Origin of the sequence: Streptomyces sp. NPDC038707 (assembly GCF_040636485.1) — a bacterium.
Taxonomy (GTDB): domain Bacteria; phylum Actinomycetota; class Actinomycetes; order Streptomycetales; family Streptomycetaceae; genus Streptomyces.
In genome coordinates, this window is the sequence record NZ_JBEZUP010000003.1 from 217,150 (window position 1) to 242,416 (window position 25,267).

The window sequence follows — 25,267 nt, forward strand, 5'->3', positions numbered from 1 at the left end:
TGCACCTCATGAGCCAGGCACTCCAGGACCTCCTCGATCTGCTCGACCTCGAGCAGATCGAGGAGGACATCTTCCGCGGCCGGTCCCGCTCCGCCGTCGTCCCGCGCGTCTTCGGCGGGCAGGTCGCGGCGCAGGCGCTGGTGGCCGCCGGGCGCACGGTCCCCGCGGACCGGCTTCCCCACTCCCTGCACGCGTACTTCCTGCGCCCCGGCGACCCGGGCGCGCCGATCGTCTACACCGTGGACCGCATCCGCGACGGCCGGTCCTTCACCACCCGCCGGGTGGTCGCCGTCCAGCACGGCAAGCCGATCTTCCACCTCTCCGCGTCCTTCCAGACGTACGAGGACGGCCTGGAGCACCAGGCGCCCATGCCCGCCGCGCCCGACCCGGCGACCCTGCCCACCTCCCCGGAGCGGCTGCGCGGCTACCGCCACCTGGCCCCCGAGGTGGTCGAGAGGTTCCTGGAGGCCCGCGAGGCGATCGACCTCAGGTACGTGGACGAGCCGCCGTACGGCCGCTACGGCGCGCCGCGCGAGCCGCACTCCCAGGTGTGGTTCCGCGTCAACGGCAAGCTCGACGGCGCCGACCCGCTGCGGCACGTCGTCCTCGCCACCTACGTCTCCGACATGACCCTGCTCGACTCCGTGCTGCTCGCCCACGGGCGCGGCGGCTGGGCCGTCGGGGACGTCGTCGGGGCGTCCCTGGACCACGCGATGTGGTTCCACCGGCCCTTCCGCGCCGACGAATGGCTGCTGTACGACCAGGAGTCGCCGTCCGCGTCCGGCGGCCGGGGCCTGGGCCAGGCCCGCATATACACGCAGGACGGACGGCTCGCCATCACGGTCATCCAGGAGGGCCTGGTCCGCGTTCCGAGACAGCTGTGACGGATGCGCTCCACGAGATGACTTGTGGCGTATGTCCGATTAGGCTCTCTGGGTGAAGGGCCGCAGCGAACGGCATGCCCTGGACGCGGGGAGTCCCACAACCCCCGGCTTCCGGTGGTTCCGTTCCTTTCCGCTGCGGTGACACCTGAAGACCGCGCCGCATCTTCCGCACAGCCGCGGCGACGGCCATCCACCTCACGCTTCCCCAGGGGAGCCGTGAGAGACGATGGAGATGGAAGGTATTCCCATGCGATCACAGCGCACGAGGCGTCTTGTCGCGTTGTCCGCCTCCGGTCTGCTGCTGGCGGGCGGAGCCGCGTTCGGCACGGCCGCGACGGCCTCCGCCTCGGAACACGGCAGCGACAGTTCCTACAGCCGGTACGACGACGACCACGGCGGCGGCTGGTGGAACGACGATGACGACGACGACTACGGCGACCACGGCGGCTACGGCGGTGACCACGGCGGTTACGGTGGCGACCACGGCGGCTACGGCGGCGACCACGGCGGCTACGGCGGCGGCGGCCACGGCGGTGGCGGCGACCACGGCGGTGGCGGTGGCCACGGCGGTGGTGGCGGCGGTCACGGCGGTGGCGGCGGCGGCCACGGCGGTGGTGGCGGCGGTCACTGACCCGGCCTGACAACCGAACAAGGTGTGCGGCCCCGCTCAGCGGGGCCGCACGTCGTTCCCGCGGCCGGAGCGGCGGGAGCGGCCGGAGCGGCCGGAGCGGCCGGAGTGACGAGCCGTCAGGCCAGTCCCGCCTCGGCCAGCAGATACGCCGTCATCGGGTCGTAGTGACGGGGGCTGACCACATGGTCGTCCAGCGGGACCACCACCTGTACGGTGCCCTCCGCCTCGGCGAGGAAGAGCGCCGGGTCGTTGCAGTCGGCGTACCCGACGGAGTCCACGCCGTGCTGCCCCGCGTACCCGGCCCAGCCGTGGTCGGCGACGACCAGGTCCGGCAGCGGGCGCCCCGCGCGCTCGAGTCCGGTCAGGACGGCCCGCATCGGCTCCCCGGAGTGGGTGTGCCACAGCGTCGCCCCGTGCTCCAGCACGGCCACGTCCGCGAACTGCATGACGTACCCCTCGTCCGTGCTCAGCCCGTCCGGGATGACCACGATCTCGCAGCCGGCGGCGCGCAGCGCGGCGGCCGTGGCCCGGTGCACGTCCAGCAGCCCGCCCGGGTGGCCGGTCGCGAACAGCACCCGCTGGCGCCCCTCGGCCGCCTTGCGCAGCCGCCCCGCCATCCGCTCCAGCGCGTCCACGGTCAGTTCGGGATCGATGGTGTCCTGGCCGTGGCGGTACTCCGGGTCGTCGTTGACGCCCACCCGCTCGGCCATCACCGCGAGCACGTCCTGCTCGTCGGTCCAGCGGTCGCCCAGCTCCAGGCCGAGCCAGAAGTTGCGGACACCGTTGGCGAGCTGACGGTAGTGGGAGAGGTTGTTCTCGCGGGGCGTGGCGACGTCCCCCGCGATGCGGGTGCGCACCAGATGGTCGACGAGCTGGGCGCGGCTGGGTGTCCCGGGTATCGGCATGGCTCCCATTGTGGGGGAGCGGGCGGCGCCGGTCCCCGGGACACCGCCCGCTGGGACGGGGGTCACGCACCGGCGCGGTCAGCCCCGGCGCAGGGCGAACCACAGCTCCATGCGCACGTCCGGGTCGTCCAGGTCGGTGTCCAGCAGGGCCGCGCAGCGGGCGACGCGCTGCCGCACGGTGTTGCGGTGCACGCCCAGCGCCACCGCCGTACGGTCCCAGCTGCCGTGCAGCGACAGCCAGGCGCGCAGCGTCTCGGCGAGCGCGGGCTGCCCGGCGAGGGGGGCGAGCAGGGTACGGGCGTGCGTCTCGGCGTCCGCCGCCGGCACCAGGTCGGCGAGCGCCGGCCGGGCCGCGTGATTGAGCAGCGGGGCGCGGACGGCGCGGGCCCGGGCCAGGGCGCGGGCGGCCTGGGTGTCGGCGGCCGGCCACTCCCGGGGCTCGGCCGGGGCGCTCACCCCGAGGGTCCAGCCGGGCTGCGGCCGCGGTGTCCGGTCCTCGGACACCAGCACCCGTACGACGTCTCCGGCCAGGTCGACCAGCGGCGAGCCCAGGGCGGTGCCGAGCGCGGCGGCGGCGACCGGGTCCGGTGCCTGGGCCTCCGGCCGGGCGTGCACGACGAGCCACCGGCCGGTGCCGAGCAGCGGGGCCACCTCCTCGGGCGGGGCGCCGAGCAGCAGCCGTACCAGCGCGGAGGACCGGGCCGCGCCGGCCCCGCTGTGGTGCTCCCCGGTCAGCAGCGCGAGCAGCACGGCGGCGACGGACGCGATGGTGTGGTCCCCGGCCTCCCGCCGCGCACTGGCCACCCCGAGCACGAAGCCCTCCCCGGCCCCGAGCGCGTACACGGCGAGGTGCGTCCCGCCGTGGGTGTCGGTGGCGGAGGAGGGGCGCGAGGGGGCTCCGGCCGGGTGGGAGGCCGGCCGGACCACTCCGGCCAGCCTGGCCAGGGCCGCCCGCACGTCCTGCGGCGTCTCCGTCTCCGTCTCCCGTCCCGCTCCCGCGATCTCCGTGCCGTCCGGCCCGTAGAGGACCGCGCGGCCGGACAGGTGCCGGGAGAGCCGGCGGAGGACCGAGGGGACGGGATCGGGGCGGGCGGCGGCCGCGGCGAGGCTCTGCTGGGCCTCGGTGACGCGGCGCAGCTCGGCCAGCCGGGCCTGGGCCATCAGCTGCCAGACCGCGCGGGCCACGGCCGAGAACGTGGTCCGCGGCGGTACCTCCAGCAGCGGCAGGCCGTGCCGCTCGCAGGCGGCGACCAGGGCGGGCGGGACCGTGTCGTGCACCGGGGCCACCCCGAAGCCGAGGGCCGTGCCGCCCCCCGCCACGATCCGGGAGACGTAACCGTCGAAGTACGCACCGGAGGGGCCCGCCGCCGGGATGTGCACACCGGCGGTGAGCAGCAGCTCGCCGCCCAGCAGATAGGGGGAGGGGTCGGTCATCTCCGAGGTGTGCGCCCCGTGGATCACGATCCCGGGGTCCGCGGGCCCGGCGATCCGCCGCAGGGCGAGGTCCTCCCGGGCCAGCAGCGCCTGGAGCGGCACCGGCGGTGTCGGCGGGACGGCCGGGGCCGGGGCCGGTGCGGTCGTGTCCGGCATGGTGTGCACACCCTCCATCCCGCCCCGTTCCTCTGGATGAAACGTACACTTCGCAGTCGCTTTCCGGCCACCTACTGTCAAGTGAGCACGGCAGTCGCGGGTACGGGCGGATGTCCCCGCGAGCCGCTGCCGACACATCCCCGAAGCATCTGCACGACACGCCACCGGACAGTGCGCGAAGGAGGGCCGCCCCATGGCCGTCGACTACACAGTGATCGTCGTCTATCTCGCCGGCATGCTGGCGATGGGCTGGTGGGGCATGCGCCGTGCCAAGTCCAAGAGCGAGTTCCTGGTGGCGGGCCGCCGCCTGGGCCCCGCCATGTACTCCGGCACCATGGCGGCGATCGTCCTCGGCGGCGCGTCCACCATCGGCGGCGTGGGGCTCGGCTACCAGTACGGCCTGTCCGGCGCCTGGATGGTCCTCACCATCGGCCTCGGACTCCTCGCCCTGTCCGTGTTCTTCTCCGCCCGCATCGCCCGCCTGAAGGTCTACACCGTCTCCGAGATGCTGGACCTGCGCTACGGCGGCCGGGCCGGGGTGATCTCCGGCGTGGTCATGTGGGCGTACACCCTGATGCTCGCGGTGACCTCCACCATCGCCTACGCCACCATCTTCGACGTGCTGTTCGACGTGAACCGCACGGTGGCGATCGTCATCGGCGGCGCGATCGTCGTGGCGTACTCCACCCTCGGCGGGATGTGGTCCATCACGCTGACCGACATGGTGCAGTTCGTCGTCAAGACGATCGGCGTGCTGCTCCTGCTGCTGCCCATCGCGGTGGTCAAGGCGGGCGGCTTCGCCGAGATGCGGGCGAAGCTGCCGACCTCCTACTTCGACCCGCTCGGCGTCGGCGGCGAGACCATCTTCACGTACGTGCTGATCTACACGTTCGGCATGCTGATCGGCCAGGACATCTGGCAGCGCGTGTTCACCGCCCGCAGCGACCGGACCGCCCGCTGGGGCGGCACGGTGGCCGGAACCTACTGCCTGGCCTACGCCGTCGCCGGCGCGGTCATCGGCACCGCCGCCAAGGTGCTCTACCCGAAGCTGGGCAGCCCCGACGACGCCTTCGCCACCATCGTCAAGGACGAACTCCCCGTCGGCGTGCGCGGCCTGGTGCTGGCCGCCGCCCTGGCCGCCGTGATGTCGACGTCCTCCGGCGCCCTGATCGCCTGCGCCACGGTCGCCAACAACGACATCTGGTCCCGGCTGCGCGGCCTCGCCGAGCGCGAGGGGGAGGAGCACGACGAGGTCGCCGGCAACCGCGCCTTCATCCTCGTCATGGGCCTCGCCGTGATCGGCACCGCCATCGCGCTGAACGACGTGGTCCAGGCGCTCACCGTGGCGTACAACCTGCTCGTCGGCGGCCTGCTGGTGCCCATCCTCGGCGGCCTGCTGTGGAAGCGCGGCACGGCGAAGGGCGCGCTGGCCGCCGTCGCCGTCGGCGGCCTGGCCGTCATCGGCCTGATGGCCGGCTACGGCATCCTCGCCAACGAGCCCGTCTACTACGGCCTGCTGGCCTCCCTCGCGGCCTACGTCGCCGTCTCCCTGGCCACCCGGCCCACCGACGAGGCCGTCCTCGCCGCCTGGCGCGAGCGCCTCGCCGGACGCTCCCCCGAACTCCCGTCCGAACCGGTCCCGGCTCACCAGTAGAGTCACCGGGAAAGCAGTACATGCGCGATGAAGCGCAAGAAAGAAGGCATTTCAGTATGAGCAGCAACGAGACGCCCCGCGGCCCCGTCGACTCCTCCCGCGTCCCGCGGTACGCCGGCCCCGCGACCTTCGCCCGGCTGCCCCGCTTGGACGAGGTCGGCACCGCCGATGTCGCCGTGGTGGGCGTCCCGTTCGACTCCGGCGTCTCGTACCGCCCCGGCGCCCGCTTCGGCGGCAACGCCATCCGCGAGGCGTCCCGGCTGCTGCGCCCGTACAACCCGGCGCAGGACGCCTCCCCGTTCGCCCTCGCGCAGGTCGCCGACGGCGGCGACATCGCGGTGAACCCGTTCAACATCAACGAGGCCGTGGAGACCGTCGAGGCCGCCGCCGACGACCTGCTCGGCACCGGCGCCCGCCTGATGACCCTCGGCGGCGACCACACCATCGCCCTGCCGCTGCTGCGCTCGGTCGCGAAGAAGCACGGCCCCGTGGCCCTGCTGCACTTCGACGCCCACCTGGACACCTGGGACACCTACTTCGGCGCCGAGTACACCCACGGCACCCCGTTCCGGCGCGCGGTGGAGGAGGGCATCCTCGACACCTCGGCCCTCTCCCACGTCGGCACCCGCGGCCCGCTGTACGGCAAGCAGGACCTCACCGACGACGAGAAGATGGGCTTCGGCATCGTCACCTCGGCGGACGTATACCGCCGGGGCGCCGACGAGGTGGCCGACCAGCTGCGCCAGCGCATCGGCGACCGCCCGCTGTACATCTCCATCGACATCGACTGCCTGGACCCGGCGCACGCGCCCGGCACCGGCACCCCGGAGGCGGGCGGCATGACCTCCCGCGAGCTGCTGGAGATCCTGCGCGGCCTGGCGTCCTGCAACCTGGTGTCGGCCGACGTCGTCGAGGTGGCGCCCGCGTACGACCACGCGGAGATCACCTCGGTGGCGGCCTCCCACACGGCCTACGAACTGACCACCATCATGAGCCGCCAGATCGCCGCGGCCCGGAAGGACGCTGAAGCGAAGTGACCCACGACCACGACCTGGTACTCCGCCCGACGCCGGCGCAGATCACCGCCGCCCTGAACCCGCCCCCGGGGCGCAACGGCGGAGACCTGGTCGTGGAGACGCTGGCCGGGCTCGGCGCGACGACGGTCTTCGGGCTGCCCGGCCAGCACGCCCTCGGCATGTTCGACGCCCTGCGCCGCTCTTCGCTGCGCTACATCGGCCTGAGGGTGGAGAACAACGCGGGCTTCGCGGCCGACGCGTACGGCAGGGTCACCGGCGAGGCGGCGCCGCTGCTCCTCTCCACGGGCCCGGGCGCGCTGACCTCGCTGGCCGCGCTCCAGGAGGCGGCGGCGGCCAGCGCGCCGGTACTGGCGATCGGCAGCCAGATCCCGGTCGCGGGGCTGGGCGGGGCCCGCAAGGGCTACCTCCACGAACTCCCCGACCAGGCGGCCTCGTTCCGGGGCGTGGTGAAGTCGGTCCACACGGTCCGCGGCCAGTCCCAGATCCCGTCGGCGATCGCGGCGGCCTGGAAGTCGGCGCTGACGGCCCCGCACGGCCCGGTGTGGGTGGAGATCCCGCAGGACGTCCTGCTGGCGGAGACCTCCCTGCCGGTGGTGACGGCACCGGACGCGACGCCGGACGACCTGCCCCCGCGCCCCGAACTGACGGCGCTGGCGGCCCACTTGCTGTCCCACGCCGAACGCCCGGTGATCCTCGCGGGCGGCGGGGTCGTACGGTCGGACGCCTCGGGCAAGCTGCGGCTGCTGGCGGAGAAGCTGAACGCGCCGGTGGTGACGACGTTCGGCGGCAAGGGCGCGTTCCCCTGGAACCACCCGCTCTCCCTCCAGTCCTGGCTGGAGGACCGCCACACGACGGACTTCCTGGAGGACGCGGACGTCCTGCTGGTAGTCGGCTCGGGCCTCGGCGAACTCTCCTCCAACTACCACACGTTCGCCCCCCGGGGCCGGGTCATCCAGATCGAGGCCGACCTCGGCAAACTGGAGTCCAACCACCCGGCCGTGGGCATCCACGCGGACGCCCGCCTGGCCCTCCAGGCCCTGCTGGAGACGGTGGAGGACCGCCCGGACGAGTCGGCACGGGAGCGCGTCCGCGAGCTGCTGACAAAGGTCGCGGCCCGCATAGACGGGCAGAACCTGACCCTGGAGCAGCAGGTCCTGTCATCCGTCCGCCGAGCCTTGCCCACCGACTCCCCGTCGTTCTGGGACATGACGATCCTGGCGTACTGGGCCTGGTCGGCGTTCGACGCGCAGGGTCCGAACCTGATGCACTCCGCCCAGGGCGCGGGCGGCCTCGGCTACGGCTTCCCGGCGGCCCTCGGCGCGGCGGCGGCCGACCCGAGCCGCCCGGTCCTCGCGGTCTCCGGCGACGGCGGAGCCCTGTATTCCATCGCCGAACTGGCTACGGCCAAGCAGTACGACCTCCCCGTCACCTGGCTGATCATCGACGACGGCGGCTACGGCATCCTGCGCGAGTACATGACGGACGCCTTCGGCGAACCGACGGCCACGGAACTCCACCGCCCGGACTACGTGGCCCTGGCGGAGTCCTTCGGCGTGACGGGGGTGCACACGACCCCGGACACCCTGCAAGAGGACTTGGGCAGGGCCCTGAGGACCCCGGGCCCGTCGGTGGTCGTACTCCCGGCGGTGCTGCGGATGTTCGCACCGACTCACCTGGGCTGAGTCAGGGGACGCATCCACATTCCGGTCATCGGGCATCTCTTCTCTGGAAACGTCGGGAAACATCTGGAGATGTCCGGAGAAGAGGTCTGGATGAGCGGCCGGGAGACGGGGCGGCAGCCCAAGTACCAGCGGAACGCGGCGGAGCTCCGCCGCCGGGGCATCGAGCGGCTCGCGCGGGAGCGCTGGGCCGAGGGGCGTTCCATCTGGTCCGCCGACATCGGGGACCGGGAACTGGTCGTGGACTCGGTCGAGGTGACCGAGGGAGCGGCGCCCGCTGCCGTCGCGGCGGTGCTGGGACTCGGCGAGGACGCCAACGTCTGTGTCCGGCGGCGCCGGTTCGTGCTCGACGGCAAGCCGGTGTTGCTGTCCACGTCCTGGCTGCCGGCCGGGCTCGTCGCGGGTACGGCGATCACCCGGCCGGATACCGGGCCGGGAGGCACGTACGCGCGGCTCGCGGAGTTGGGGCGCGGGCCCGTTCGGTTCCGGGAGGAGGTCAGGTCCCGGATGCCGGGCGCGGAGGAGGCCGAGCGGCTGGAGCTGCCGGTGGGCGTGCCGGTCGTGCTGATCGCGCGCACCGCCTTCGACGCGGAAGGGACCGCCGTCGAGGTCAACGAGATGGTGCTGGACTCGTCGGCCTATGTGCTGGAGTACGACTTCGAGGCGTGAATCGCCGGTGCGGCGGAACTTCCCTGATTCTCGGGGGACTTGATGGCCGAAAGAGGCCGACTCGGCCGACCGGTGGCCAGTATGCTCTGAGTCGCTGGTGCTTCGACCGCCGTCCAGTGCTCCGGTCCGTCAGGGCCGGATCCCGCAGTGCGCGGGACGCTACGGCGAGAGGAGCGCTGGCATGGCAAGGAGCAGGCGTGGCACCGCGGAGAGCGCGCCGGAACCGCTTCCCCGATGGGTGCGGGTCACGGTCGCGATCCTGACGCCACTGGCCCCCCTTGTCGCGGTGTGTGTGGAGGCGTTCGCCAAGTAGGGCGATGTCGCGGATGTGGTTCGGGCCGAAGGGGAGGACTTCGCCGGATGGCGAGGCGAGTCCGACCGGCCTGAGATCGGCCGGACCCACCCGGCGCATGCACTGCGGTCTGGCTCCGGTGGCCCCCGGGGCCAGACCACACCGCGCTGACGTGTCCTGACGCATCCGCGTCCTTTCCCCCGTGCCGCGAATCAGTACAGCCCACGTCTCCGGCAACTCTAGCCAACGGGCATCCGCGCTGTACGGACTTCCGTACGAGGCGAACGCCCCCGGCGGGTCAGCAGCCCCCCGGCCCCACCCCGTCGATGCGGCCGCCGAAGTCGCCCAGGTAGCGCGAGCGCCAGTCGCCGTTGAAGACGTCGCGCTTCTCCACCGGGCCCCAGTTGATGAAACACGCGCGGGTGGAGGCGACGAACGAGCCCACGTGGTCGTGGAGGAACGGCGGCATGTCGCGGTAGCCGCTGCGGGACGTCCACTCCCAGGAGGAGCCGCCGAAGTTCTCGCCGCTCCAGAAGCAGACGGAGCCGTCCGGGCAGGAGGGCTGGGCGGCCTTGGCCGTCGCGGTCTGGGTGGGCAGGAGTACGCCGGTCAGGGCGAGGGCGGCGGCCAGCGTCCAGGAGCGGAAGTGCTTCATGGGCTCTCCAGGAAAGGGAGTCGGATGACCGGCAGGGCGGTGCGCCGGGCATCGACATGGTGAGGGCGGGCTGATCTGACACGCCCGGGGGGCATCTCCCCGTCCCCGATGTGAGGGAAGAAGTGGGACTAGTCGGACCGGGCCGGTGAGCATTCCCGCTTTTCCGAACGTACGTGCAACCGTCGACCGTGCTGGCGAGTCCACTAAGGCAGCGCACGGGTGCGCTCAAGGGCGTTCAGGGGGACGCCCGGACCTCCAAGGGGACTTTTTTCATGACTCACCGGACCACCGGCCGGGCCGGCGCGCTCGCGGCCGTCGTCAGTGCCGCGCTGCTCATACCCGCCGTCACCGCCGCCACCCCGGCCGCCGCCGCCACCCCGGCCGTGAGCTGCACGTCGGCCAAGGCCGGCCTCGCCGCCAAGCTGAAGAAGGACATCACGGCCGCCCTCGCGAACCGCAAGGGCACCGTCGCCGTCGGCCTGTACGACCGCAGCACCAAGACCACCTGCACCCTGCGGGCCACCAGCGCGTACGACTCGGCCAGCACCGTCAAGGTCACCGTGCTCGCCACGCTGCTGTGGGACGCCAAGAAGCACAACCGGTACCTGACGAGCACCGAGCAGTCGCTCGCCAAGGCCATGATCACCCAGTCCGACAACAACGCGACCAGCAAGCTCTGGAAGCAGCTCGGCATGACGAAGATCAAGGGCTTCCTCAAGGCCGCCGGCATGACCAAGACCGTGCCGGGCTCGGGCGGTTACTGGGGCCTGACCCAGGAGAACGTCAAGGACGAGCAGAAGCTGCTGTCGCTCCTCACCGTCAAGAACAGCGTGCTGAGCGACAACTCCCGCGAGTACATCCTGAAGCTGATGGGGCAGGTCGTCTCCTCGCAGCGCTGGGGCACCCCGGCCGGCGCGCCGTCCTCGGTCTCCGTGCACGTCAAGAACGGCTGGCTCCAGCGCTCCACGCACGGCTGGCGCGTGCACAGCCTGGGCACCTTCAAGGGCGCCGGCCACGACTACATGATCACCGTGCTGACGCAGGACAACAGCACGATGAACTACGGCGTGACCACCATCCAGAACGTCGCCAAGGCCATCCACAAGGACCTGGTGCCGGTCAAGTCCGGTGTCACCCGCTTCACCCCGACCAGCGAGCCGCGCGAGGCGTTCGTCGCCGCGCCGCCGCAGGGCTGACGCTTCACGAGGCGGTCTCCCGCACGTCACCGGCCGGCCCTACGGTGACGCCATGCGCCTGAGAACCGTATGCGCCGGCCTCGCCGCCGGCCTGGCGGCGGTCACCTCCCTGACCGCCGCCGGGCCCGCCGCCGCCCACGCGCCCGGCACCCACGACTGTTCGCCGTACGTCTCCCTCGACCGCTTCTCCGACGCGCTCGACAAGACGACGTACGAGTCCGTCTACACCGGCAACCTCTCCGCACTCGCCGTGGACCGGGACGGCTCGCTCGCGGCCCTCGCAGACCGCTCCTCCCTGTTCCGGCTGGACGCCCGCACCCTCCGCCCGCGCGGGGTGGTCGGCCTCACCGACGAGAAGGGCGCCGGCCTCGACTCCGAGGGCCTGGCCGTCGACCGCGACGGCACCCGGCTCGTCTCCTCCGAGACCGAGCCGTCCGTCCGGCGCTACGGCCCCGACGGCCGCCTCCTCGACCGGCTGCCCGTGCCCGCCGCCCTCCAGGTCGCCCCGGCCGGCCGGGCCACCGCCAACCAGACCTTCGAGGGGCTGACCCTGCTGCCCGGCGGCCGCACCCTGCTGGCCTCCATGGAGTACGCGATAGCGGGCGACCCCGCCGGCCTCGTCCGCTTCCAGACCTGGCAGCGCCACCGCGACCACTTCGCGCCCGCCGCCCAGTACGCCTACCGCACCGACCCCGGCCTCGGCGTCCCCGAGGTCCAGGCCACCCCCGACGGCCGCCTCCTCGTCCTGGAGCGCGGCTTCACCGCCGGCGTCGGCAACACCGTCCGTCTGTACCTCGCCGATCCCCGTCACGCGACGAACACCGCGGACATCGAGTACCTGACGGGGCAGGACGGCGTCCGGACGGTGCGGAAGACCCTGCTCGCCGACATCGCGGCCTGCCCGTCGCTCGGCGCCACGGCCAGGCAGCCCCAGCCCAACCCGCTGCTGGACAACATCGAAGGCATGACGATCACCGGCCGCGACCCCCGGGGCCGCCTGAAGGTCCTCCTGGTCAGCGACGACAACCAGAACCCGGCCCAGACCACACGCTTCTACTGGCTACGGGTCCGCACCTGACGCCGCGTACCGCACCCCCGCCCACCACCGCGCCAGCGTCGGCGATTGTTGCGGAGGGATGAAATCCGCACCCCGCCGCGTTGGTGCCTTCCGGTAGGGCAGGACGAGCGGAAGGCACCGGCGTGGCAGCGCAACGGGGATGGGCACGGCGGCTGGCGGGATACGCCTGGCGGTATCCGAAGGACGTCGTCCTGGCCCTGGGCTCGTCCCTCGCCGGCATGGCGGTGATGGCCGTCGTCCCCCTGATCACCAAGGTGATCATCGACGACGTGATCGGCGACCACAGCCGCGCCATGGCCCCCTGGGCCGGCGCCCTCGTAGGCGCCGCCGTCCTCGTCTACGTCCTCACCTACATACGCCGCTACTACGGCGGCCGGCTCGCCCTCGACGTCCAGCACGACCTGCGGACCGAGATGTACGGCACGATCACCCGGCTGGACGGCCGCCGACAGGACGAGCTGTCCACCGGGCAGGTCATCGGCCGCGCGACGAGCGACCTCCAGCTGATCCAGGGCCTGCTGTTCATGCTCCCGATGACCATCGGGAACGTCCTGCTCTTCCTGATCTCCCTGGTCATCATGGCCTGGCTGTCGCTGCCGCTGACCCTGGTCGCCCTCGCCGTCGCCCCCGCCCTCGGCTGGATCGCCCGGCGCAGCCGCACCCGGCTGCACCCGGCCACCTGGTACGCCCAGGCGCAGGCCGCCGCCGTGGCCGGCGTGGTCGACGGCGCGGTCAGCGGTGTGCGCGTGGTCAAGGGCTTCGGGCAGGAGGAGCAGGAGACCAACAAGCTCCGCGAGGTCGGCCGCCGGCTGTTCGCGGGCCGGCTGCGCACCATCCGCCTGAACAGCCGGTACACCCCGGCCCTCCAGGCCGTCCCGGCGCTCGGCCAGGTCGCCATGCTGGCCCTCGGCGGCTGGCTCGCCGTGCACGGCCACATCACGCTCGGCACCTTCGTGGCCTTCTCCACCTACCTGGCCCAGCTCGTCGGCCCGGTCCGCATGCTCGCCATGGTGCTCACGGTCGGCCAGCAGGCCCGGGCCGGCACCGAGCGCGTGCTGGAGCTGATCGACACCGAGCCGGCCCTGAAGGACGGCACCAAGGAGCTGCCCGCCGACGCGCCCGCGACCGTCGAGTTCGACGACGTGAGCTTCGGCTACGACGACACGCGCCCGGTCCTGGAGGGGATCAGCTTCGAGGTCCGGCCGGGCGAGACGCTCGCCGTGGTCGGCTCCTCGGGCTCCGGCAAGTCCACCCTCTCGCTGCTCCTGCCGCGCTTCTACGACGTCCACCGGGGTGCCGTCCTGATCGGCGGCCACGACGTGCGCGAGCTGACCCTGGACTCGCTGCGGGCCGCGATCGGACTCGTCCCCGAAGATTCGTTTCTCTTCTCCGACACCGTCCGCAACAACATCGCCTACGGCCGCCCCGACGCCACCGACGAGGAGATCGAGGCCGCCGCCCGCGCCGCCCAGGCGGACCGTTTCATCGCCGAGCTGCCCGACGGATACGCCACCAAGGTCGGCGAACACGGCCTGACCCTCTCCGGCGGCCAGCGCCAGCGCCTCGCGCTCGCCCGCGCCCTGCTCACCGACCCCCGCCTGCTGGTCCTGGACGACGCCACCTCGGCCGTCGACGCCCGCGTGGAGCACGAGATCCACGAGGCGCTGAAGCACGTGATGCGCGGCCGCACCACCCTGCTCATCGCCCACCGCCGCTCCACCCTGAACCTCGCCGACCGCATCGCCGTCCTGGACGGCGGCCGGCTCGCCGACCTCGGCACGCACGACGAGCTCCAGGAACGCTCGGCCCTCTACCGCCGGCTGCTCACCGACCCGGACGAGCTGGGCGGCGTCTCCCCGGGCCGCGCCCGCCCGGCCGCTCCCGCCGAGGACACCTCCGTCCGGGACGAGCTGGACGCCGAGTTCGACGCCGAGCGGGGCGTGACCCCCCGGCTGTGGACCGGCGACCGCGAGCCCAAGGACCAGGCGCTGTCCGGCTCCCCGGCCACCCCGGAGCTGCTCGCCCAGGTCGAGGCGCTGCCCCCGGCCACCGACACCCCGGACATCGACGAGGGCCGCGCGACGCTCCCCGAGGACTCCTACGGCCTGCGCCGCCTGCTGCGCGGCTTCTGGCCGCCGCTGCTGGTCAGCCTGGCGCTGGTCGCCGTGGACGCGGGCGCGGGCCTGCTGCTGCCGGTGCTGATCCGGCACGGCATCGACTCCGGCGTGACCCGCATGGCGATCGGCGCGGTGTGGTCGGCCTCCCTGCTCGCCCTGCTGACCGTGGCGGTGCAGTGGGCCGCGCAGGTCGCCGAGACCCGGATGACCGGCCGCACCGGCGAGCGCGTGCTCTACACCCTGCGGCTGAAGATCTTCGCCCAGCTCCAGCGGCTCGGCCTGGACTACTACGAGCGCGAGCTGACCGGCCGCATCATGACGCGGATGACCACGGACGTCGACGCCCTGTCGACCTTCCTCCAGACGGGCCTGGTCACCGCGTTCGTCTCGGTCGTCACCTTCTTCGGCATCATGGCCGCCCTGCTGGTCCTCGACGTGCGGCTGGCCCTGGTCGTCTTCGCCACCCTGCCCCCGCTGGCCGTGGCCACCTTCTTCTTCCGCCGGGCCAGTGTGAAGGCGTACGAACTGGCCCGCGAGCGGGTCTCGGCGGTCAACGCCGACCTCCAGGAGACCGTGTCCGGGCTGCGGATCGTGCAGGCCTTCCGGCGGGAGCGGGACGGCGGCCGGCGGTTCGCCGAGCGCAGTGCCGACTACCGGAGCGCCCGCATCCGCGGCCAGTGGCTGATCTCGGTGTACTTCCCGTTCGTGCAACTGCTGTCGTCGGTCGCGGCGGCGTCCGTGCTGATCGCGGGCGCGGGCCGGGTGGAGGCGGCCACGCTCACCACCGGCGCCCTGGTGGCCTACCTGCTCTACATCGACCTGTTCTTCGCGCCCGTCCAGCAGCTCTCCCAGGTCTTCGACGGCTACCAGCAGGCCACGGTCTCGCTGGGCCGCATCCAGGAACTGCTGCGCGAGCCGACGTCCACCGAGACCGCCGACGCCCCGCTCGACGTACTCTCGCTGCGTGGTGACATCGCCTTCGAGGGGGTCCGGTTCGCCTACGGCGACGAGGAGGAGGCCCTCACCGGCATCGACCTGACGATCCCGGCCGGGCAGACGGTCGCCTTCGTCGGGGAGACGGGCGCCGGGAAGTCGACCCTGGTCAAGCTGGTCGCGCGGTTCTACGACCCGACCGCCGGGCGGGTCACGGTCGACGGCACGGACCTGCGCGCCCTGGACCTGACCTCGTACCGGCACCGGCTCGGGGTGGTGCCCCAGGAGGCGTACCTCTTCCCGGGGACCGTCCGCGACGCCATCGCCTACGGCCGGCCCGACGCCACCGACGCCGAGGTGGAGGCGGCGGCCCGGGCGGTCGGCGCGCACGAGATGATCGCCCGGCTGCCGGGCGGCTATCTGCACGAGGTGGCCGAGCGCGGCCGGAACCTCTCGGCGGGCCAGCGCCAGCTGATCGCCCTGGCCCGCGCCGAACTGGTCGACCCGGACGTCCTGCTGCTGGACGAGGCCACGGCCGCCCTGGACCTGGCCACCGAGGCGCAGGTCAACCAGGCCACCGACCGGCTGGCGGGCCGCCGTACCACGCTGGTGGTGGCGCACCGGCTGACCACGGCGGCCCGCGCCGACCGGGTGGTGGTGATGGACCACGGCCGGGTCGCCGAGGACGGCACCCACGAGGAGCTGCTGGCCCGCGGCGGCCGGTACGCCGAGCTGTGGCGGACCTTCGTCGGCCGGCCCGAGCCGGAGGAGCCGGTCGGGGTGTCCCGGTGAGAGGCCCCGCCGAGGCGTTTGGCTGACGGTCGTGCAACCATCCGGCACATCCGTGCGTCCGTACATCAGTACGGAGACGGGGGAGTGTGAAGGGTACGGGGAGGACGAAGTGGACAGTGGTGGGATACGCCGGCGGCTGGCCCTCGGCGCGGCCGTGCTGGCCGCGTCCGGCGCGCTCGCGCTGACGGCGACCGGGACCGCGCAGGCCGCGTCCGGTGGCTGCGCCGGGCGCGAGGTGCGGACCCTGCCGTTCAAGACCGGCATCACCCACGTCTACAAGCGCGACGGCTACGTCTGTGCCGTCACCGTCGCCCGCGTCCCCGGCCCCGCCCGCGTCATGTCGGTCAGCGTGCAGGCGCGCGGCAACCGGCCGGTCGTCGACAAGGGCCGCTACACCCGGCTGGCCGGCCCGGTGACCGTGCACGCCGGGCACCGCTGCGTCTGGATCAAGGGTTCGGTGGGCCGCTCCTCGGTCAGCTCCGGCTGGATCCTGTGCTGAACCGCTGAGCAGGGGCGGCCCGGCGACCGGGCGAACGTCCTCTGGTGGGGCGCGACTTGCTGGGATAGTTTCCGGCGCACATCTGTCTCACAGGGGAGAGTGCGCATGCGCAAGGCCCTCGGATGGCTGTTCGCGCTCACGGTGCTCATCGGCACGCTCGGCACGGCGGCCCCAGCGGCCACCGCCGCCGGGGACGAGCCCGCCGACATCAAGGACCGGCTCCTGTCGATACCCGGCATGAGCCTGATCGAGGAGAAGCCGTACCCCGGCTTCCGCTACTTCGTCCTGAACTACACCCAGCCGGTCGACCACCGCCACCCGGACCGGGGCACCTTCCGGCAGCGGATCACCGTACTGCACAAGGACGTGAGCCGGCCCACCGTCTTCTACACCGGCGGGTACAACGTCTCCACCAAGCCCTCGCGCCGCGAGCCCACCCAGATCGTGGACGGCAACCAGGTCTCCCTGGAGTACCGCTACTTCAGCCCCTCGCGCCCCGACCCGGCCGACTGGTCCAAGCTCGACATCTGGCAGGCCGCGAGCGACCAGCACCGGCTGTACCGGGCGCTGAAGGCCGTCTACCCCGCCAACTGGCTGGCCACCGGCGCCTCCAAGGGCGGCATGACGGCCACCTACTACGAGCGGTTCTACCCGGACGACATGGACGGGGTCGTCGCCTACGTGGCCCCCAACGACGTCGTCGACGACGAGGACTCGGCCTACGACCGCTTCTTCGCCCGGGTCGGCACCGAGGAGTGCCGGCAGCGGCTGACCGCCGTCCAGCGCGAGGCGCTGGTGCGCCGCGAGCCGTTGAAGAAGAAGTACGCCGAGTACGCCGCCGCCAAGGGCTACACCTTCGACACCGTCGGCGGCCTGGACCGGGCGTACGAGGCGGTCGTCCTGGACTACGCGTGGGGATTCTGGCAGTACAGCCTGCTCGAGGACTGCGCGACGGTCCCGGCGGCCACCGCGTCCGACGACGCCCTGTGGACCTCGCTCGACACCGTCTCCGGCTTCGACGCCTACACCGACCAGGGCCTGGACCCGTACACCCCGTACTACTACCAGGCCGGTACCCAGCTCGGCGCGCCCACCATCCACTTCCCCGGCATCGACCGGCGCCTGATCCGCTACGGCTACCAGCCGCCCCGGAACTACGTGCCCCGCTCCATCCCGATGCGGTTCCAGCCGCGGGCGATGCGGGACGTGGACACCTGGGTGCGGCACCACGCCACGCACATGCTCTTCGTCTACGGCCAGAACGACCCCTGGGGCTCGGAGCGGTTCCGGCCCGGCCCGGGCGCCCGTGACTCCTACGTCCTCACCGCGCCCGGCATGAACCACGGCGCGAACGTGGCCGGGCTGACGGCGGACGAGAAGGATCTCGCCACCGCCCGCGTCCTGGCCTGGGCGGGCCTCCCGCAGGCCACCGTGGACCGGGCGAAGCCGCTGGCCCGCTACGACGCACGGCTCGACGCGCGGGAGACGGAACGGGAGCCCGCGCTGCGGCCCCGGGCGGCCGGCTAGTACGTCAGCCCGTGGCCGAGCGGGTACAGCACCCGCGCCGGGTCGTCCGCCCGCTGCACCGGCACCGGCAGCCGCCCGCGCGGTGCCACCCGCCCGGCCAGGACCCGTGCGGCGGCGCGCAGTTCGACGTCCGTCCAGCAGTAGGTGGCCAGAGCGGCCCGGACGGCGGGGAACTGCGCGATGTCGTACGGGTTGCGGACGGCCACCACGGCCACCGGTCTGCCGGTGGCCAGCAGGCGGTCGACCAGCGTGCGCTGGGAGCTGCCCGCCGTCACGTTGTACGTGGCCACGACCACCGCGTCCGCGTCCCCGGCGGCGGCGACCGCCTTGTCGACGGTGGCGGCGGAGGGCGCGGTGCCGGTGGACAGCGCGGTGGCGGCGAAGCCCAGCCCGCTGAGGGCGGCGGCCAGCACGCCGGTGGGCGGGCCGGTGGTGCCGGACGGGGAGGCCGGGTCGGCGCCGACGACGAGGATCCGGCGCTGCCGGCGGTGGTCGAAGGGCAGCGTGCCGTCCTCGTTGACCAGCAGGGTCGTGGTGCGCTCGGCGATGCGGTCGGCGGCGGCCAGGTGGGCCGGGGTGCCCACCGTGCGGTCGATCCGGTCCGGGTGGGCGAAGGGGTGGTCGAGCAGCCCGCGCCGGGCCTTCAGCCGCAGGATGCGCAGGATCGATTCATCGAGGCGGGCCTCGGTCAGCTCGCCGTTCCGTACGGCCGTCAGCACCGCGTTCCACGCCACGTCCAGCGAGGGCGGGTTGAGGAGCTGGTCCACACCGGCCTTCAGGGCCAGCACCGGCACCCGGTCGTCGCCGTACTTGGTGCGCACGCCCTGCATGCCGAGCGAGTCGGTGATCACCACCCCGTCGTAGCCCAGCTCCTCGCGCAGGATGCCGGTCACCACCGGCCGGGACAGGGTGGCCGGGTCGCCGGAGCCGTCCAGGGCCGGGAACTGGATGTGCCCGGTCATGACCGAGTCGACGCCCGCCGAGATCGCGGCCCGGAACGGCACGGCGTCCAGCTCCGCCCACAGCCGGCGGCTGTGCGTGATGACCGGGAAGCCGTAGTGGCTGTCCACGGAGGTGTCCCCGTGGCCCGGGAAGTGCTTGGCGCTCGTCGCCACCCCGGCCGACTGGTAGCCCCGCACCTCGGCGGCGACCAGCGCGGCGACCGCGTCCGGGTCGGCGCCGAAGGAGCGCACCCCGATGACCGGGTTGGCCGGGTTGACGTTCACGTCGGCGTCGGGTGAGTAGTCCTGGTGGATGCCCATCGCGCGCAGTTCGGCGCCGGAGATCCGGCCGAGGGTCCGCGCGTCGGAGCGGGAGCGGCCCGCGCCGATGGCCATCGCGCCGGGCAGCAGGGTCGCGGGCCTGCCGATCCGGCACACCGCGCCGTGCTCCTGGTCGGTGGCGATGAGCACGGGCAGCCCGCGCGGCTGGTCCAGCGAGGCCCGCTGGATGCCGTCGGACAGGGCGGCGATCTGGTGCGGGTCGCGGGTGTTGTGCGCCCAGGCGAAGTAGATGACGCCGCCGACCCGGTACCTCGCGATCAGCTCGGCGGCGGTGCGGACGCCCAGTTCCTTCAGGTTGGCGTCGATGTCGGCCTGGTCGGGATCGGTGGCGGAGTGGCCGTAGACCCGCGTCACGAACAGCTGGCCGACCTTCTCCTCCAGCGTCATGCGGGAGATCAGGGCGCGCAGCCGGCGGTCACCGGCCGCGTGGGCGGCCGTCGGGACCGTCAGCGAGGCGGTGAGGCCCGCGGTCGCGGCGAGGACGGCCCGCCTGGACGGCCGTACGGTGTCTCTTCGCGTGCTTCCCGTACCGGTGTCGCTTCCCGTGCTGGTGTCGGGCACGTGCGCTCCTTCCAGAGGAGAACCGCTGAAGGAAACTTCCGAGGTGTCACCAATATCCGGGAAGTTTCTTTCCGTCAAGGGACTGCACAGTAACCAGGAAACGGCCGCCGACCGGGGATTCCCGGGACGCGGAGGCAGACGGGGCGCGTCCCGCGCAGGGGGCGGAGCGGCACTTGCGGGGCTGACCCCAGGCTGTCGCACAGTCCTCCCACCCACTCGGCCTCCCGGCCGGGAGGACCTGCCGAGACCGGAGGAGCAGTGAGCAGGCCCTCTTCCGTACCCCTTCGTCGCGACCTTCGTGGGCCGGTCGATGGGAGCCCGGTCTGTGGGAGTCCGGTCTGTGGGGGCCCGGTCTGTGGGGGCCCGGTCTCCTGTACGGCGACCGTCAGCCGGCGGCGGCCAGCAGCTCGGCGCGGACGGCCGCCAGGACCGGGTCCTCCTCGGCGCCCGCCCGGAGCGCCGCGAACACGTTCCGGGACGGCGGCCGTCCCGCCACCGGTACCACCGCCAGGCGCCGGCCCGTGTACAGCGGACGCACCAGGCGGGGAACCAGTGCCACCCCCGCGCCCGCCTCCACCAGGGCGAGCAGCGCGCTCCAGTCGTCGACCGCGTGCCGGATGTCGGGGGTGAAGCCGGACGCCGCGCACACCGCGCGGGCCACCGCGCCGCAGCAGCTGCTCGCCGCGCCCGTGATCCAGGGCTCGGCCGCCAGTCCGCGCAGCGGGACGTGGTCGCGCGCGGCCAGCGGATGGTCCTCGGGCAGGGCCAGGTCCAGCACGTCGGTCAGCAGGTCGGTGCGGGCGTAGCGGCGGTCGGTGTGCGGGGGAGCGGCGGCGAAGTCGACGGCCACCACCACGTCCAGCCGGCCCGCGTCCAGCGCCGTGAACACGTCCGGCGGCTCGCCCTCCGTCACGTCCACCCGGACCCGGGGCAGCCGCTCGGCCAGCGCGCGCAGCACCGGCGGCAGCAGTCCCAGGATGCCGCTGCCGAAGCAGCCGATCCGCACCTGCCCGCGCCCGCCCGCGCCGTACGCCGCCAGGTCGGCGCGGGCCCGCTCCAGCTGGGCGGCGATCAGCTCGGCGTGGGCGAGCAGCACCCGTGCCTGGCCGGTCAGCCGCACCCCGCGCCCGTCCCGTTCGGTCAGCGGCACCCCCACCTCCCGGGCCAGCGCCGCGAGCTGCTGGGACACCGCCGACGGGGTCAGATGCAGCGCCTCGGCGGTCCGGGCCAGACTGCCCCGGCGCTCCAGCTCTCTCAGCACGGTCAGCCGCCGCAGGTCGACGGTGAAGGTTTTGCTTACCAGTTCCACGCACAAACGTTAACTGGACCAGGCCCGTAGGCGAAGGTGATGATCGGCGCCATGACCACCCCGCGCTCGTATCTGATCCTGCACGGCTGGCAGAACCACCGCCCGAAGGACCACTGGCAGCACTGGCTCGCTGACCGGCTCACCGCCCTCGGCCACCACGTCACGTATCCGGGTCTGCCCGACCCCGACGACCCCGGCCTGGACGTCTGGCTCGGTGAACTGGCCCGGCACCTGGAGGAGTCCGAGGGCACCGGGGAGCGGGTCGTGGTGGCCCACAGCGCCTCGGCCGTGCTGTGGCTGCACGCCGCCGCCCGGGGCATGGGCGAACTCCGCCGGGTGCACCGGGTGCTGCTCGTCGCCCCGCCGTCGGGTTCCGTGCTCGCCCGGCATCCGGAAGTGGCCGCCTTCGCCCCGCCCCCGCTCGACTTCGCCCTGCCCTGCCCGACCCGGCTGGTCGCGGGCGACGACGACCCGTACTGCCCCGAGGGCGCGGCCACGCTGTTCGCCGAGCCGCTCGGCATCCCCGCCGACATCCTCCCGGGCGCCGGCCACCTCAGCCTGGAGACCGGGTACGGGCCCTGGCCGGCCGTCCTTGACTGGTGCCTGGACGCGACCGTGCCGCTCAGGGCACGTCCGGCCGGTTAGCGGGCGTCCTTCCGCCTGCGCGGTGGGATGCGCCCGGGCTGTTCGCGGGGCCGTTCGCCACCCCGTCGAGGCCGCCCCGGGGCGTGGCCCGCTTCGCCGTGCGGCGGCACCGGCGCCGGGAACGGACCCCGCCGCCCACGGCACGGCCGCCCCGGTACGGGGGTCGCCGCGTACCCGCGGCGGGGGCACGCCCGGGTTCTCGCCGGGCCGTTCGGCAGTTTCGCCGACGCCGTTCCGGGTGCGGTCCGCCTCGCCGGACCGCTCACGGCACGGCCGGCTCCGTGGCGGGCGTCCGCCGGTCGCGCAGTTCCGGGGTGGTCGAGGCGACCCCCGCCACCGCCAGGACGCACAGCGCCCCGCCGGCCACCAGCGCGGTCGCGCCGGAGGTCCAGCCGGCCAGCAGTCCGCCGCGTACGTTGCCCAGGCTCGGGCCCGCCTGGCCGACGATCTGCTCGGCCGCGGTGACCCGGCCGAGCAGCGCGTCCGGGGTGCGGGTCTGCACGATCGTGGACCGGGAGACCACCGCCACGGCGTCCGCCGCCCCGGCCAGCACCAGCAGGGCCAGGCCCAGCCAGGGGCTGGTGGACAGGCCGAACAGGACCAGGGCCGCGCCCCAGCCGGCGGACGCGCACAGCATCACCGGGCCCGGCCGGGCGAGCCGGGTCAGCGGACCGGAGAGCGCGGTCGCCGTGATCCCGCCCACCGCCAGCGCCGACAGGAACAGTCCCAGGGTGCGCGGGTCGTCGCCGAACCGCTCGGCGTTGACCAGCGGGAACAGGCTCACCGGGAACGACAGCACGGTGGCGGCCAGGTCGGTGATCAGCGCCCCGCGCACCACCCGGTGCCCGGCCAGGAACCGCAGTCCGTCCAGCGCCCCGCGCAGCCCCGGCCGGGCCGGCGTCCCCTCGGGCGGCAGCGGGGGCAGTCCGAAGGCGCCGTAGAAGGCGAGGCCGAAGCTGAGCGCGTCCAGCAGGTAGCAGACGCCGATGCCGAACCAGCCGAGCAGCACCCCGGCCAGCGCGGGCCCGAGCAGCATCATCGACTGGGCGGTGACCTGTTGCAGCGCGAGCCCGGCGGCCACCTGGTCCTTGGGCAGCAGGCGCGGCAGGAACACCCCGGCGGCCGGGGCACCGAGCGCGCCGAACGCGGATTGCACGGCCACCAGCAGCAGCACCCCGGCGACGGGGACGTGCCCGGTGAAGCCCTGCACCGCGAGCGCCAGGGAGCAGACGGCCTGGCCGACGGTGGCCGCGAGGTACACCCGCCGCCGGTCGGCCCGGTCCGCCCAGGCCCCGGCGAACAGCCCGAATCCCACCAGCGGCAGCGCCTGCGCGAGCCCCACGGCGCCGGTCCAGGCGGTGCTGTGGGTCCGGTCCCACACCTGGTACATGACCGTCACCATGGTCATGAAGCCGCCGAGCACGGACACGGTCCGTCCGATCAGCAGCCGCCGGAAGACGGGCGAGGCGCGCAGGGGCCGCAGGTCCAGGAGGGAGCGGGACAGGCTCATGAGCGGAGGCGGGCGCACGGCCCTGGCGGCGGTATCACCGGGGGAGGGTAACCGCACGCCCCGGCTCCCGCCAGCGGATTTCCCGGCTCAGGCGGCCTCCCCCAGCAGCCGGCCCAGGTACTCCCGGCCCTCGCCCAGCAGTTCCGCGAGCGGTGCCGCCTTCTCGTACCAGCGCTTCTCGTACTCCCAGCACAGCCAGCCGTCCCAGTCCCGCCGGGCGAGCACGTCCACGCACTCGGCGAGCGGCAGCGCCCCCGCGCCGAGCGGCAGCGGGGTGGTGTCCTCGGCCGAGGCTACGTCCTTGACCTGGACGTAGCCGAGGTGCGGGGCGAGGGCCGCGTAGCTGTCGGCGGGCTGCTCGCCGCCCAGCCAGGTGTGCAGGACGTCCCACAGGGCGCCCACGTGCCGGTGTCCGACCGGGCCGAGGATCCGGATGGCGTCGGCGCCGGTGCGGTGCGAGTCGTGGGTCTCCAGCAGGATGCGGACGCCCAGCGCGGCGGCGTCCTCGGCGGCGGTACCGAGCCGCCGCGCGGCGGTCGCGTCCGCCTCCTCGCGGGGCCGGTCCGCGTCGGCGCCGGGGAAGACCCGGACGAAGGGCGCGCCCAGGTCGTGGGCCAGCCGCACCAGCTCCCGGATCTCCGCCAGCACGGGCCCGTCCTCGCCCGCCGCCGCGACCCGGGTGTACCCGGCCAGCCCCGTCACCTCCACCCCGGCCGCCCGGAACAGGGCGGCCGCCTCGGCGCGTTCGGCGGGGGACAGCCCCGGGTGCACCGGTTCCTCCGGGTGGGCGCGCAGCTCGACCCCGTGGTACCCGTGCGCGGTCGCGAGCGAGAGGACGTCCGGGAGGGGCAGCCCGGGAACACCGAGAGTGGAGAACGCCAGCTTCATGACATCGCCGCGTACCCACCGGCCCCCGGTGTCATGCACCACCCTCAGCGGACGGGTCGCGCCGCAGTCGTCCCTGGTGCGGGACACCGCCCTCAGCGGACCCGCGGCACACCCCGTGGACTTACGGTGTGGGTGTGCCGCACCGGCTCCCGGCAGGCCGCAGCGCCCCCTGCCGGCCCCCGGCGTGATGCCCGGCCCTCAGCAGACCAACGGCCGCCCCGGCCGACCCCGGTCACGCCCCGGCCCGCAGCACCCCCGTGCACCCAGGTGTCATGCACCGTTCCGCAGCAGGCCCGCGGCACCCCTGTCGGCCCCGGTGCGGTGCACCGGCCCGCAGGCCCGCGGCACCCCTGTCGGCCCCGGTGTGGTGCATCGCCCGCAGCAGGCCCGCGGCACCCTCGTGGACCCCGGTGTCATGCACCGGCCTCGGGAGGACGGCAGCGCCCGTGGACCTACGGCCGCGATGCACGGCCCAGAAGACCAGCGGGCGCCCCTGCGCCGGCCCCGGTGCCGTGCCCCGCCCTCAGACAGCCCACCGGCGGCACTCCGTGGGGCCGCCACCATCAAGCAGCCTCCGGCACCCCCGTGGGACCCCCGGTGTCACGCACCGGCCCTCGGCACCCCTGCCGCGTCCCCCGTGTCCCGTGTCATGCCCGCCCCCAGGAAGCCCACGGCGCCCCGTGTCATGCCCTGCCCTCAGGAAGCCCGCGGCGCCCCTGTCGACCCCACCGCCCCCAAGTGGCCCACGCCACCCTTGTGAACCTCCGGTGTGAGGGACCGGCCCGGCAGGCCCCCGGCGCCCCTGCGCCGGCCCCGGTCTCGTGTCCCGCCCTCAGACAGCCCACCGGCGGCACTCCGTGGGGCCGCCACCATCAAGCAGCCCCCGGCACCCCCGTGGGACCCCCGGTGTCAGGCACCGGCCCGCGGCACCCC

General features: G+C 73.7%; 20 protein-coding genes. 13 read left to right on the forward strand and 7 right to left on the reverse strand.

Annotated elements, in window-relative coordinates:
- Nucleotides 1–8: 8 nt before the first annotated feature.
- Nucleotides 9–884, forward strand: a complete 876-nt coding sequence (locus AB0E62_RS05885; protein WP_362188641.1) for an acyl-CoA thioesterase II — start codon at nt 9–11, stop codon at nt 882–884.
- A 247-nt stretch (nt 885–1,131) separates the two neighbouring features.
- Entirely contained in the window at nt 1,132–1,515 is a 384-nt protein-coding gene (locus AB0E62_RS05890; protein ID WP_362188644.1) for a hypothetical protein, read from the forward strand.
- A 116-nt stretch (nt 1,516–1,631) separates the two neighbouring features.
- Here AB0E62_RS05890 and AB0E62_RS05895 read toward each other — a convergent pair whose 3' ends face one another.
- Nucleotides 1,632–2,420, reverse strand: coding sequence for a phosphatase (locus AB0E62_RS05895; RefSeq protein WP_362188647.1), 789 nt, complete (start codon nt 2,418–2,420; stop codon nt 1,632–1,634).
- A gap of 78 nt (nt 2,421–2,498) precedes the next feature.
- Nucleotides 2,499–4,028 (reverse strand): PucR family transcriptional regulator, encoded by a 1,530-nt coding sequence (locus AB0E62_RS05900; protein ID WP_362188649.1) that lies wholly within the window; start codon nt 4,026–4,028, stop codon nt 2,499–2,501.
- Between the two features lie 175 nt (nt 4,029–4,203).
- On the opposite strand from AB0E62_RS05900, the gene AB0E62_RS05905 reads away from it, so the two are divergent.
- The 5 genes from AB0E62_RS05905 to AB0E62_RS05925 all read left to right on the forward strand — a co-directional run bounded on the left by AB0E62_RS05905 (nt 4,204) and on the right by AB0E62_RS05925 (nt 9,362).
- On the forward strand, nt 4,204–5,664 hold the full coding sequence (locus AB0E62_RS05905) for a sodium:solute symporter (protein WP_362188652.1): 1,461 nt from the start codon (nt 4,204–4,206) through the stop codon (nt 5,662–5,664).
- Nucleotides 5,665–5,720: 56 nt separating this feature from the next.
- Nucleotides 5,721–6,701, forward strand: a complete 981-nt coding sequence (gene speB / locus AB0E62_RS05910) for an agmatinase (RefSeq protein WP_318203416.1) — start codon at nt 5,721–5,723, stop codon at nt 6,699–6,701.
- Nucleotides 6,698–8,383 (forward strand): thiamine pyrophosphate-binding protein, encoded by a 1,686-nt coding sequence (locus AB0E62_RS05915; RefSeq protein ID WP_362188655.1) that lies wholly within the window; start codon nt 6,698–6,700, stop codon nt 8,381–8,383. The genes speB and AB0E62_RS05915 overlap by 4 nt, the downstream gene beginning before the upstream one ends.
- 90 nt (nt 8,384–8,473) lie before the next feature.
- Nucleotides 8,474–9,049, forward strand: a complete 576-nt coding sequence (locus AB0E62_RS05920) for a UTRA domain-containing protein (RefSeq protein WP_362189171.1) — start codon at nt 8,474–8,476, stop codon at nt 9,047–9,049.
- A gap of 181 nt (nt 9,050–9,230) precedes the next feature.
- A complete protein-coding gene (locus AB0E62_RS05925; protein ID WP_362188658.1) occupies nt 9,231–9,362 on the forward strand; it encodes a hypothetical protein in 132 nt (43 codons plus the stop codon).
- A 277-nt stretch (nt 9,363–9,639) separates the two neighbouring features.
- Here the strand turns inward: AB0E62_RS05925 and AB0E62_RS05930 are convergent, their stop codons facing one another.
- Nucleotides 9,640–9,996 (reverse strand): peptidase inhibitor family I36 protein, encoded by a 357-nt coding sequence (locus tag AB0E62_RS05930; protein WP_362188660.1) that lies wholly within the window; start codon nt 9,994–9,996, stop codon nt 9,640–9,642.
- 272 nt (nt 9,997–10,268) lie between these two features.
- On the opposite strand from AB0E62_RS05930, the gene AB0E62_RS05935 reads away from it, so the two are divergent.
- The 5 genes from AB0E62_RS05935 to AB0E62_RS05955 all read left to right on the forward strand — a co-directional run bounded on the left by AB0E62_RS05935 (nt 10,269) and on the right by AB0E62_RS05955 (nt 18,138).
- Complete coding sequence (locus tag AB0E62_RS05935) at nt 10,269–11,192, forward strand: serine hydrolase (RefSeq protein WP_362188663.1); 924 nt, start codon at nt 10,269–10,271, stop codon at nt 11,190–11,192.
- Between the two features lie 52 nt (nt 11,193–11,244).
- Nucleotides 11,245–12,270 (forward strand): esterase-like activity of phytase family protein, encoded by a 1,026-nt coding sequence (locus AB0E62_RS05940; protein ID WP_362188666.1) that lies wholly within the window; start codon nt 11,245–11,247, stop codon nt 12,268–12,270.
- Between the two features lie 122 nt (nt 12,271–12,392).
- On the forward strand, nt 12,393–16,112 hold the full coding sequence (locus tag AB0E62_RS05945; protein ID WP_362188667.1) for an ABC transporter ATP-binding protein: 3,720 nt from the start codon (nt 12,393–12,395) through the stop codon (nt 16,110–16,112).
- 109 nt (nt 16,113–16,221) lie between these two features.
- A complete protein-coding gene (locus AB0E62_RS05950) occupies nt 16,222–16,611 on the forward strand; it encodes a hypothetical protein (protein ID WP_362188670.1) in 390 nt (129 codons plus the stop codon).
- Nucleotides 16,612–16,716: 105 nt separating this feature from the next.
- A complete protein-coding gene (locus tag AB0E62_RS05955) occupies nt 16,717–18,138 on the forward strand; it encodes an aminopeptidase (protein WP_362188673.1) in 1,422 nt (473 codons plus the stop codon).
- On the opposite strand, the gene AB0E62_RS05960 is transcribed toward AB0E62_RS05955, so the two are convergent.
- Complete coding sequence (locus tag AB0E62_RS05960) at nt 18,135–19,982, reverse strand: glycoside hydrolase family 3 protein (protein WP_362188676.1); 1,848 nt, start codon at nt 19,980–19,982, stop codon at nt 18,135–18,137. The genes AB0E62_RS05955 and AB0E62_RS05960 overlap by 4 nt on opposite strands.
- A gap of 385 nt (nt 19,983–20,367) precedes the next feature.
- On the reverse strand, nt 20,368–21,291 hold the full coding sequence (locus tag AB0E62_RS05965; protein WP_362188679.1) for a LysR substrate-binding domain-containing protein: 924 nt from the start codon (nt 21,289–21,291) through the stop codon (nt 20,368–20,370).
- 51 nt (nt 21,292–21,342) lie between these two features.
- On the opposite strand from AB0E62_RS05965, the gene AB0E62_RS05970 reads away from it, so the two are divergent.
- Nucleotides 21,343–21,936: an alpha/beta hydrolase gene (locus AB0E62_RS05970; protein WP_362188682.1), complete on the forward strand. Its 594-nt coding sequence runs from the start codon at nt 21,343–21,345 to the stop codon at nt 21,934–21,936.
- Nucleotides 21,937–22,198: 262 nt separating this feature from the next.
- Here AB0E62_RS05970 and AB0E62_RS05975 read toward each other — a convergent pair whose 3' ends face one another.
- Entirely contained in the window at nt 22,199–23,446 is a 1,248-nt protein-coding gene (locus tag AB0E62_RS05975) for an MFS transporter (RefSeq protein ID WP_362188685.1), read from the reverse strand.
- Nucleotides 23,447–23,533: 87 nt separating this feature from the next.
- The gene (locus AB0E62_RS05980; protein ID WP_362189174.1) at nt 23,534–24,334 is read right to left on the reverse strand and encodes a sugar phosphate isomerase/epimerase family protein; all 801 of its coding nucleotides are present in this window, start codon (nt 24,332–24,334) and stop codon (nt 23,534–23,536) included.
- Nucleotides 24,335–25,267: the final 933 nt, after the last annotated feature.

What these genes read in the sequence shown, in the direction of transcription:
- AB0E62_RS05885 (WP_362188641.1), top strand. Translation starts at nt 9, where the DNA reads ATGAGCCAGGCACTCCAGGACCTCCTCGATCTGCTCGACCTCGAGCAG.
- AB0E62_RS05930 (WP_362188660.1), bottom strand. Translation starts at nt 9,996, where the DNA reads ATGAAGCACTTCCGCTCCTGGACGCTGGCCGCCGCCCTCGCCCTGACC.
- AB0E62_RS05955 (WP_362188673.1), top strand. Translation starts at nt 16,717, where the DNA reads ATGCGCAAGGCCCTCGGATGGCTGTTCGCGCTCACGGTGCTCATCGGC.
- AB0E62_RS05940 (WP_362188666.1), top strand. Translation starts at nt 11,245, where the DNA reads ATGCGCCTGAGAACCGTATGCGCCGGCCTCGCCGCCGGCCTGGCGGCG.
- AB0E62_RS05890 (WP_362188644.1), top strand. Translation starts at nt 1,132, where the DNA reads ATGCGATCACAGCGCACGAGGCGTCTTGTCGCGTTGTCCGCCTCCGGT.
- AB0E62_RS05900 (WP_362188649.1), bottom strand. Translation starts at nt 4,028, where the DNA reads ATGGAGGGTGTGCACACCATGCCGGACACGACCGCACCGGCCCCGGCC.
- AB0E62_RS05975 (WP_362188685.1), bottom strand. Translation starts at nt 23,446, where the DNA reads ATGAGCCTGTCCCGCTCCCTCCTGGACCTGCGGCCCCTGCGCGCCTCG.
- AB0E62_RS05980 (WP_362189174.1), bottom strand. Translation starts at nt 24,334, where the DNA reads ATGAAGCTGGCGTTCTCCACTCTCGGTGTTCCCGGGCTGCCCCTCCCG.
- speB (WP_318203416.1), top strand. Translation starts at nt 5,721, where the DNA reads ATGAGCAGCAACGAGACGCCCCGCGGCCCCGTCGACTCCTCCCGCGTC.
- AB0E62_RS05920 (WP_362189171.1), top strand. Translation starts at nt 8,474, where the DNA reads ATGAGCGGCCGGGAGACGGGGCGGCAGCCCAAGTACCAGCGGAACGCG.
- AB0E62_RS05925 (WP_362188658.1), top strand. Translation starts at nt 9,231, where the DNA reads ATGGCAAGGAGCAGGCGTGGCACCGCGGAGAGCGCGCCGGAACCGCTT.
- AB0E62_RS05905 (WP_362188652.1), top strand. Translation starts at nt 4,204, where the DNA reads ATGGCCGTCGACTACACAGTGATCGTCGTCTATCTCGCCGGCATGCTG.
- AB0E62_RS05935 (WP_362188663.1), top strand. Translation starts at nt 10,269, where the DNA reads ATGACTCACCGGACCACCGGCCGGGCCGGCGCGCTCGCGGCCGTCGTC.
- AB0E62_RS05970 (WP_362188682.1), top strand. Translation starts at nt 21,343, where the DNA reads ATGACCACCCCGCGCTCGTATCTGATCCTGCACGGCTGGCAGAACCAC.
- AB0E62_RS05895 (WP_362188647.1), bottom strand. Translation starts at nt 2,420, where the DNA reads ATGCCGATACCCGGGACACCCAGCCGCGCCCAGCTCGTCGACCATCTG.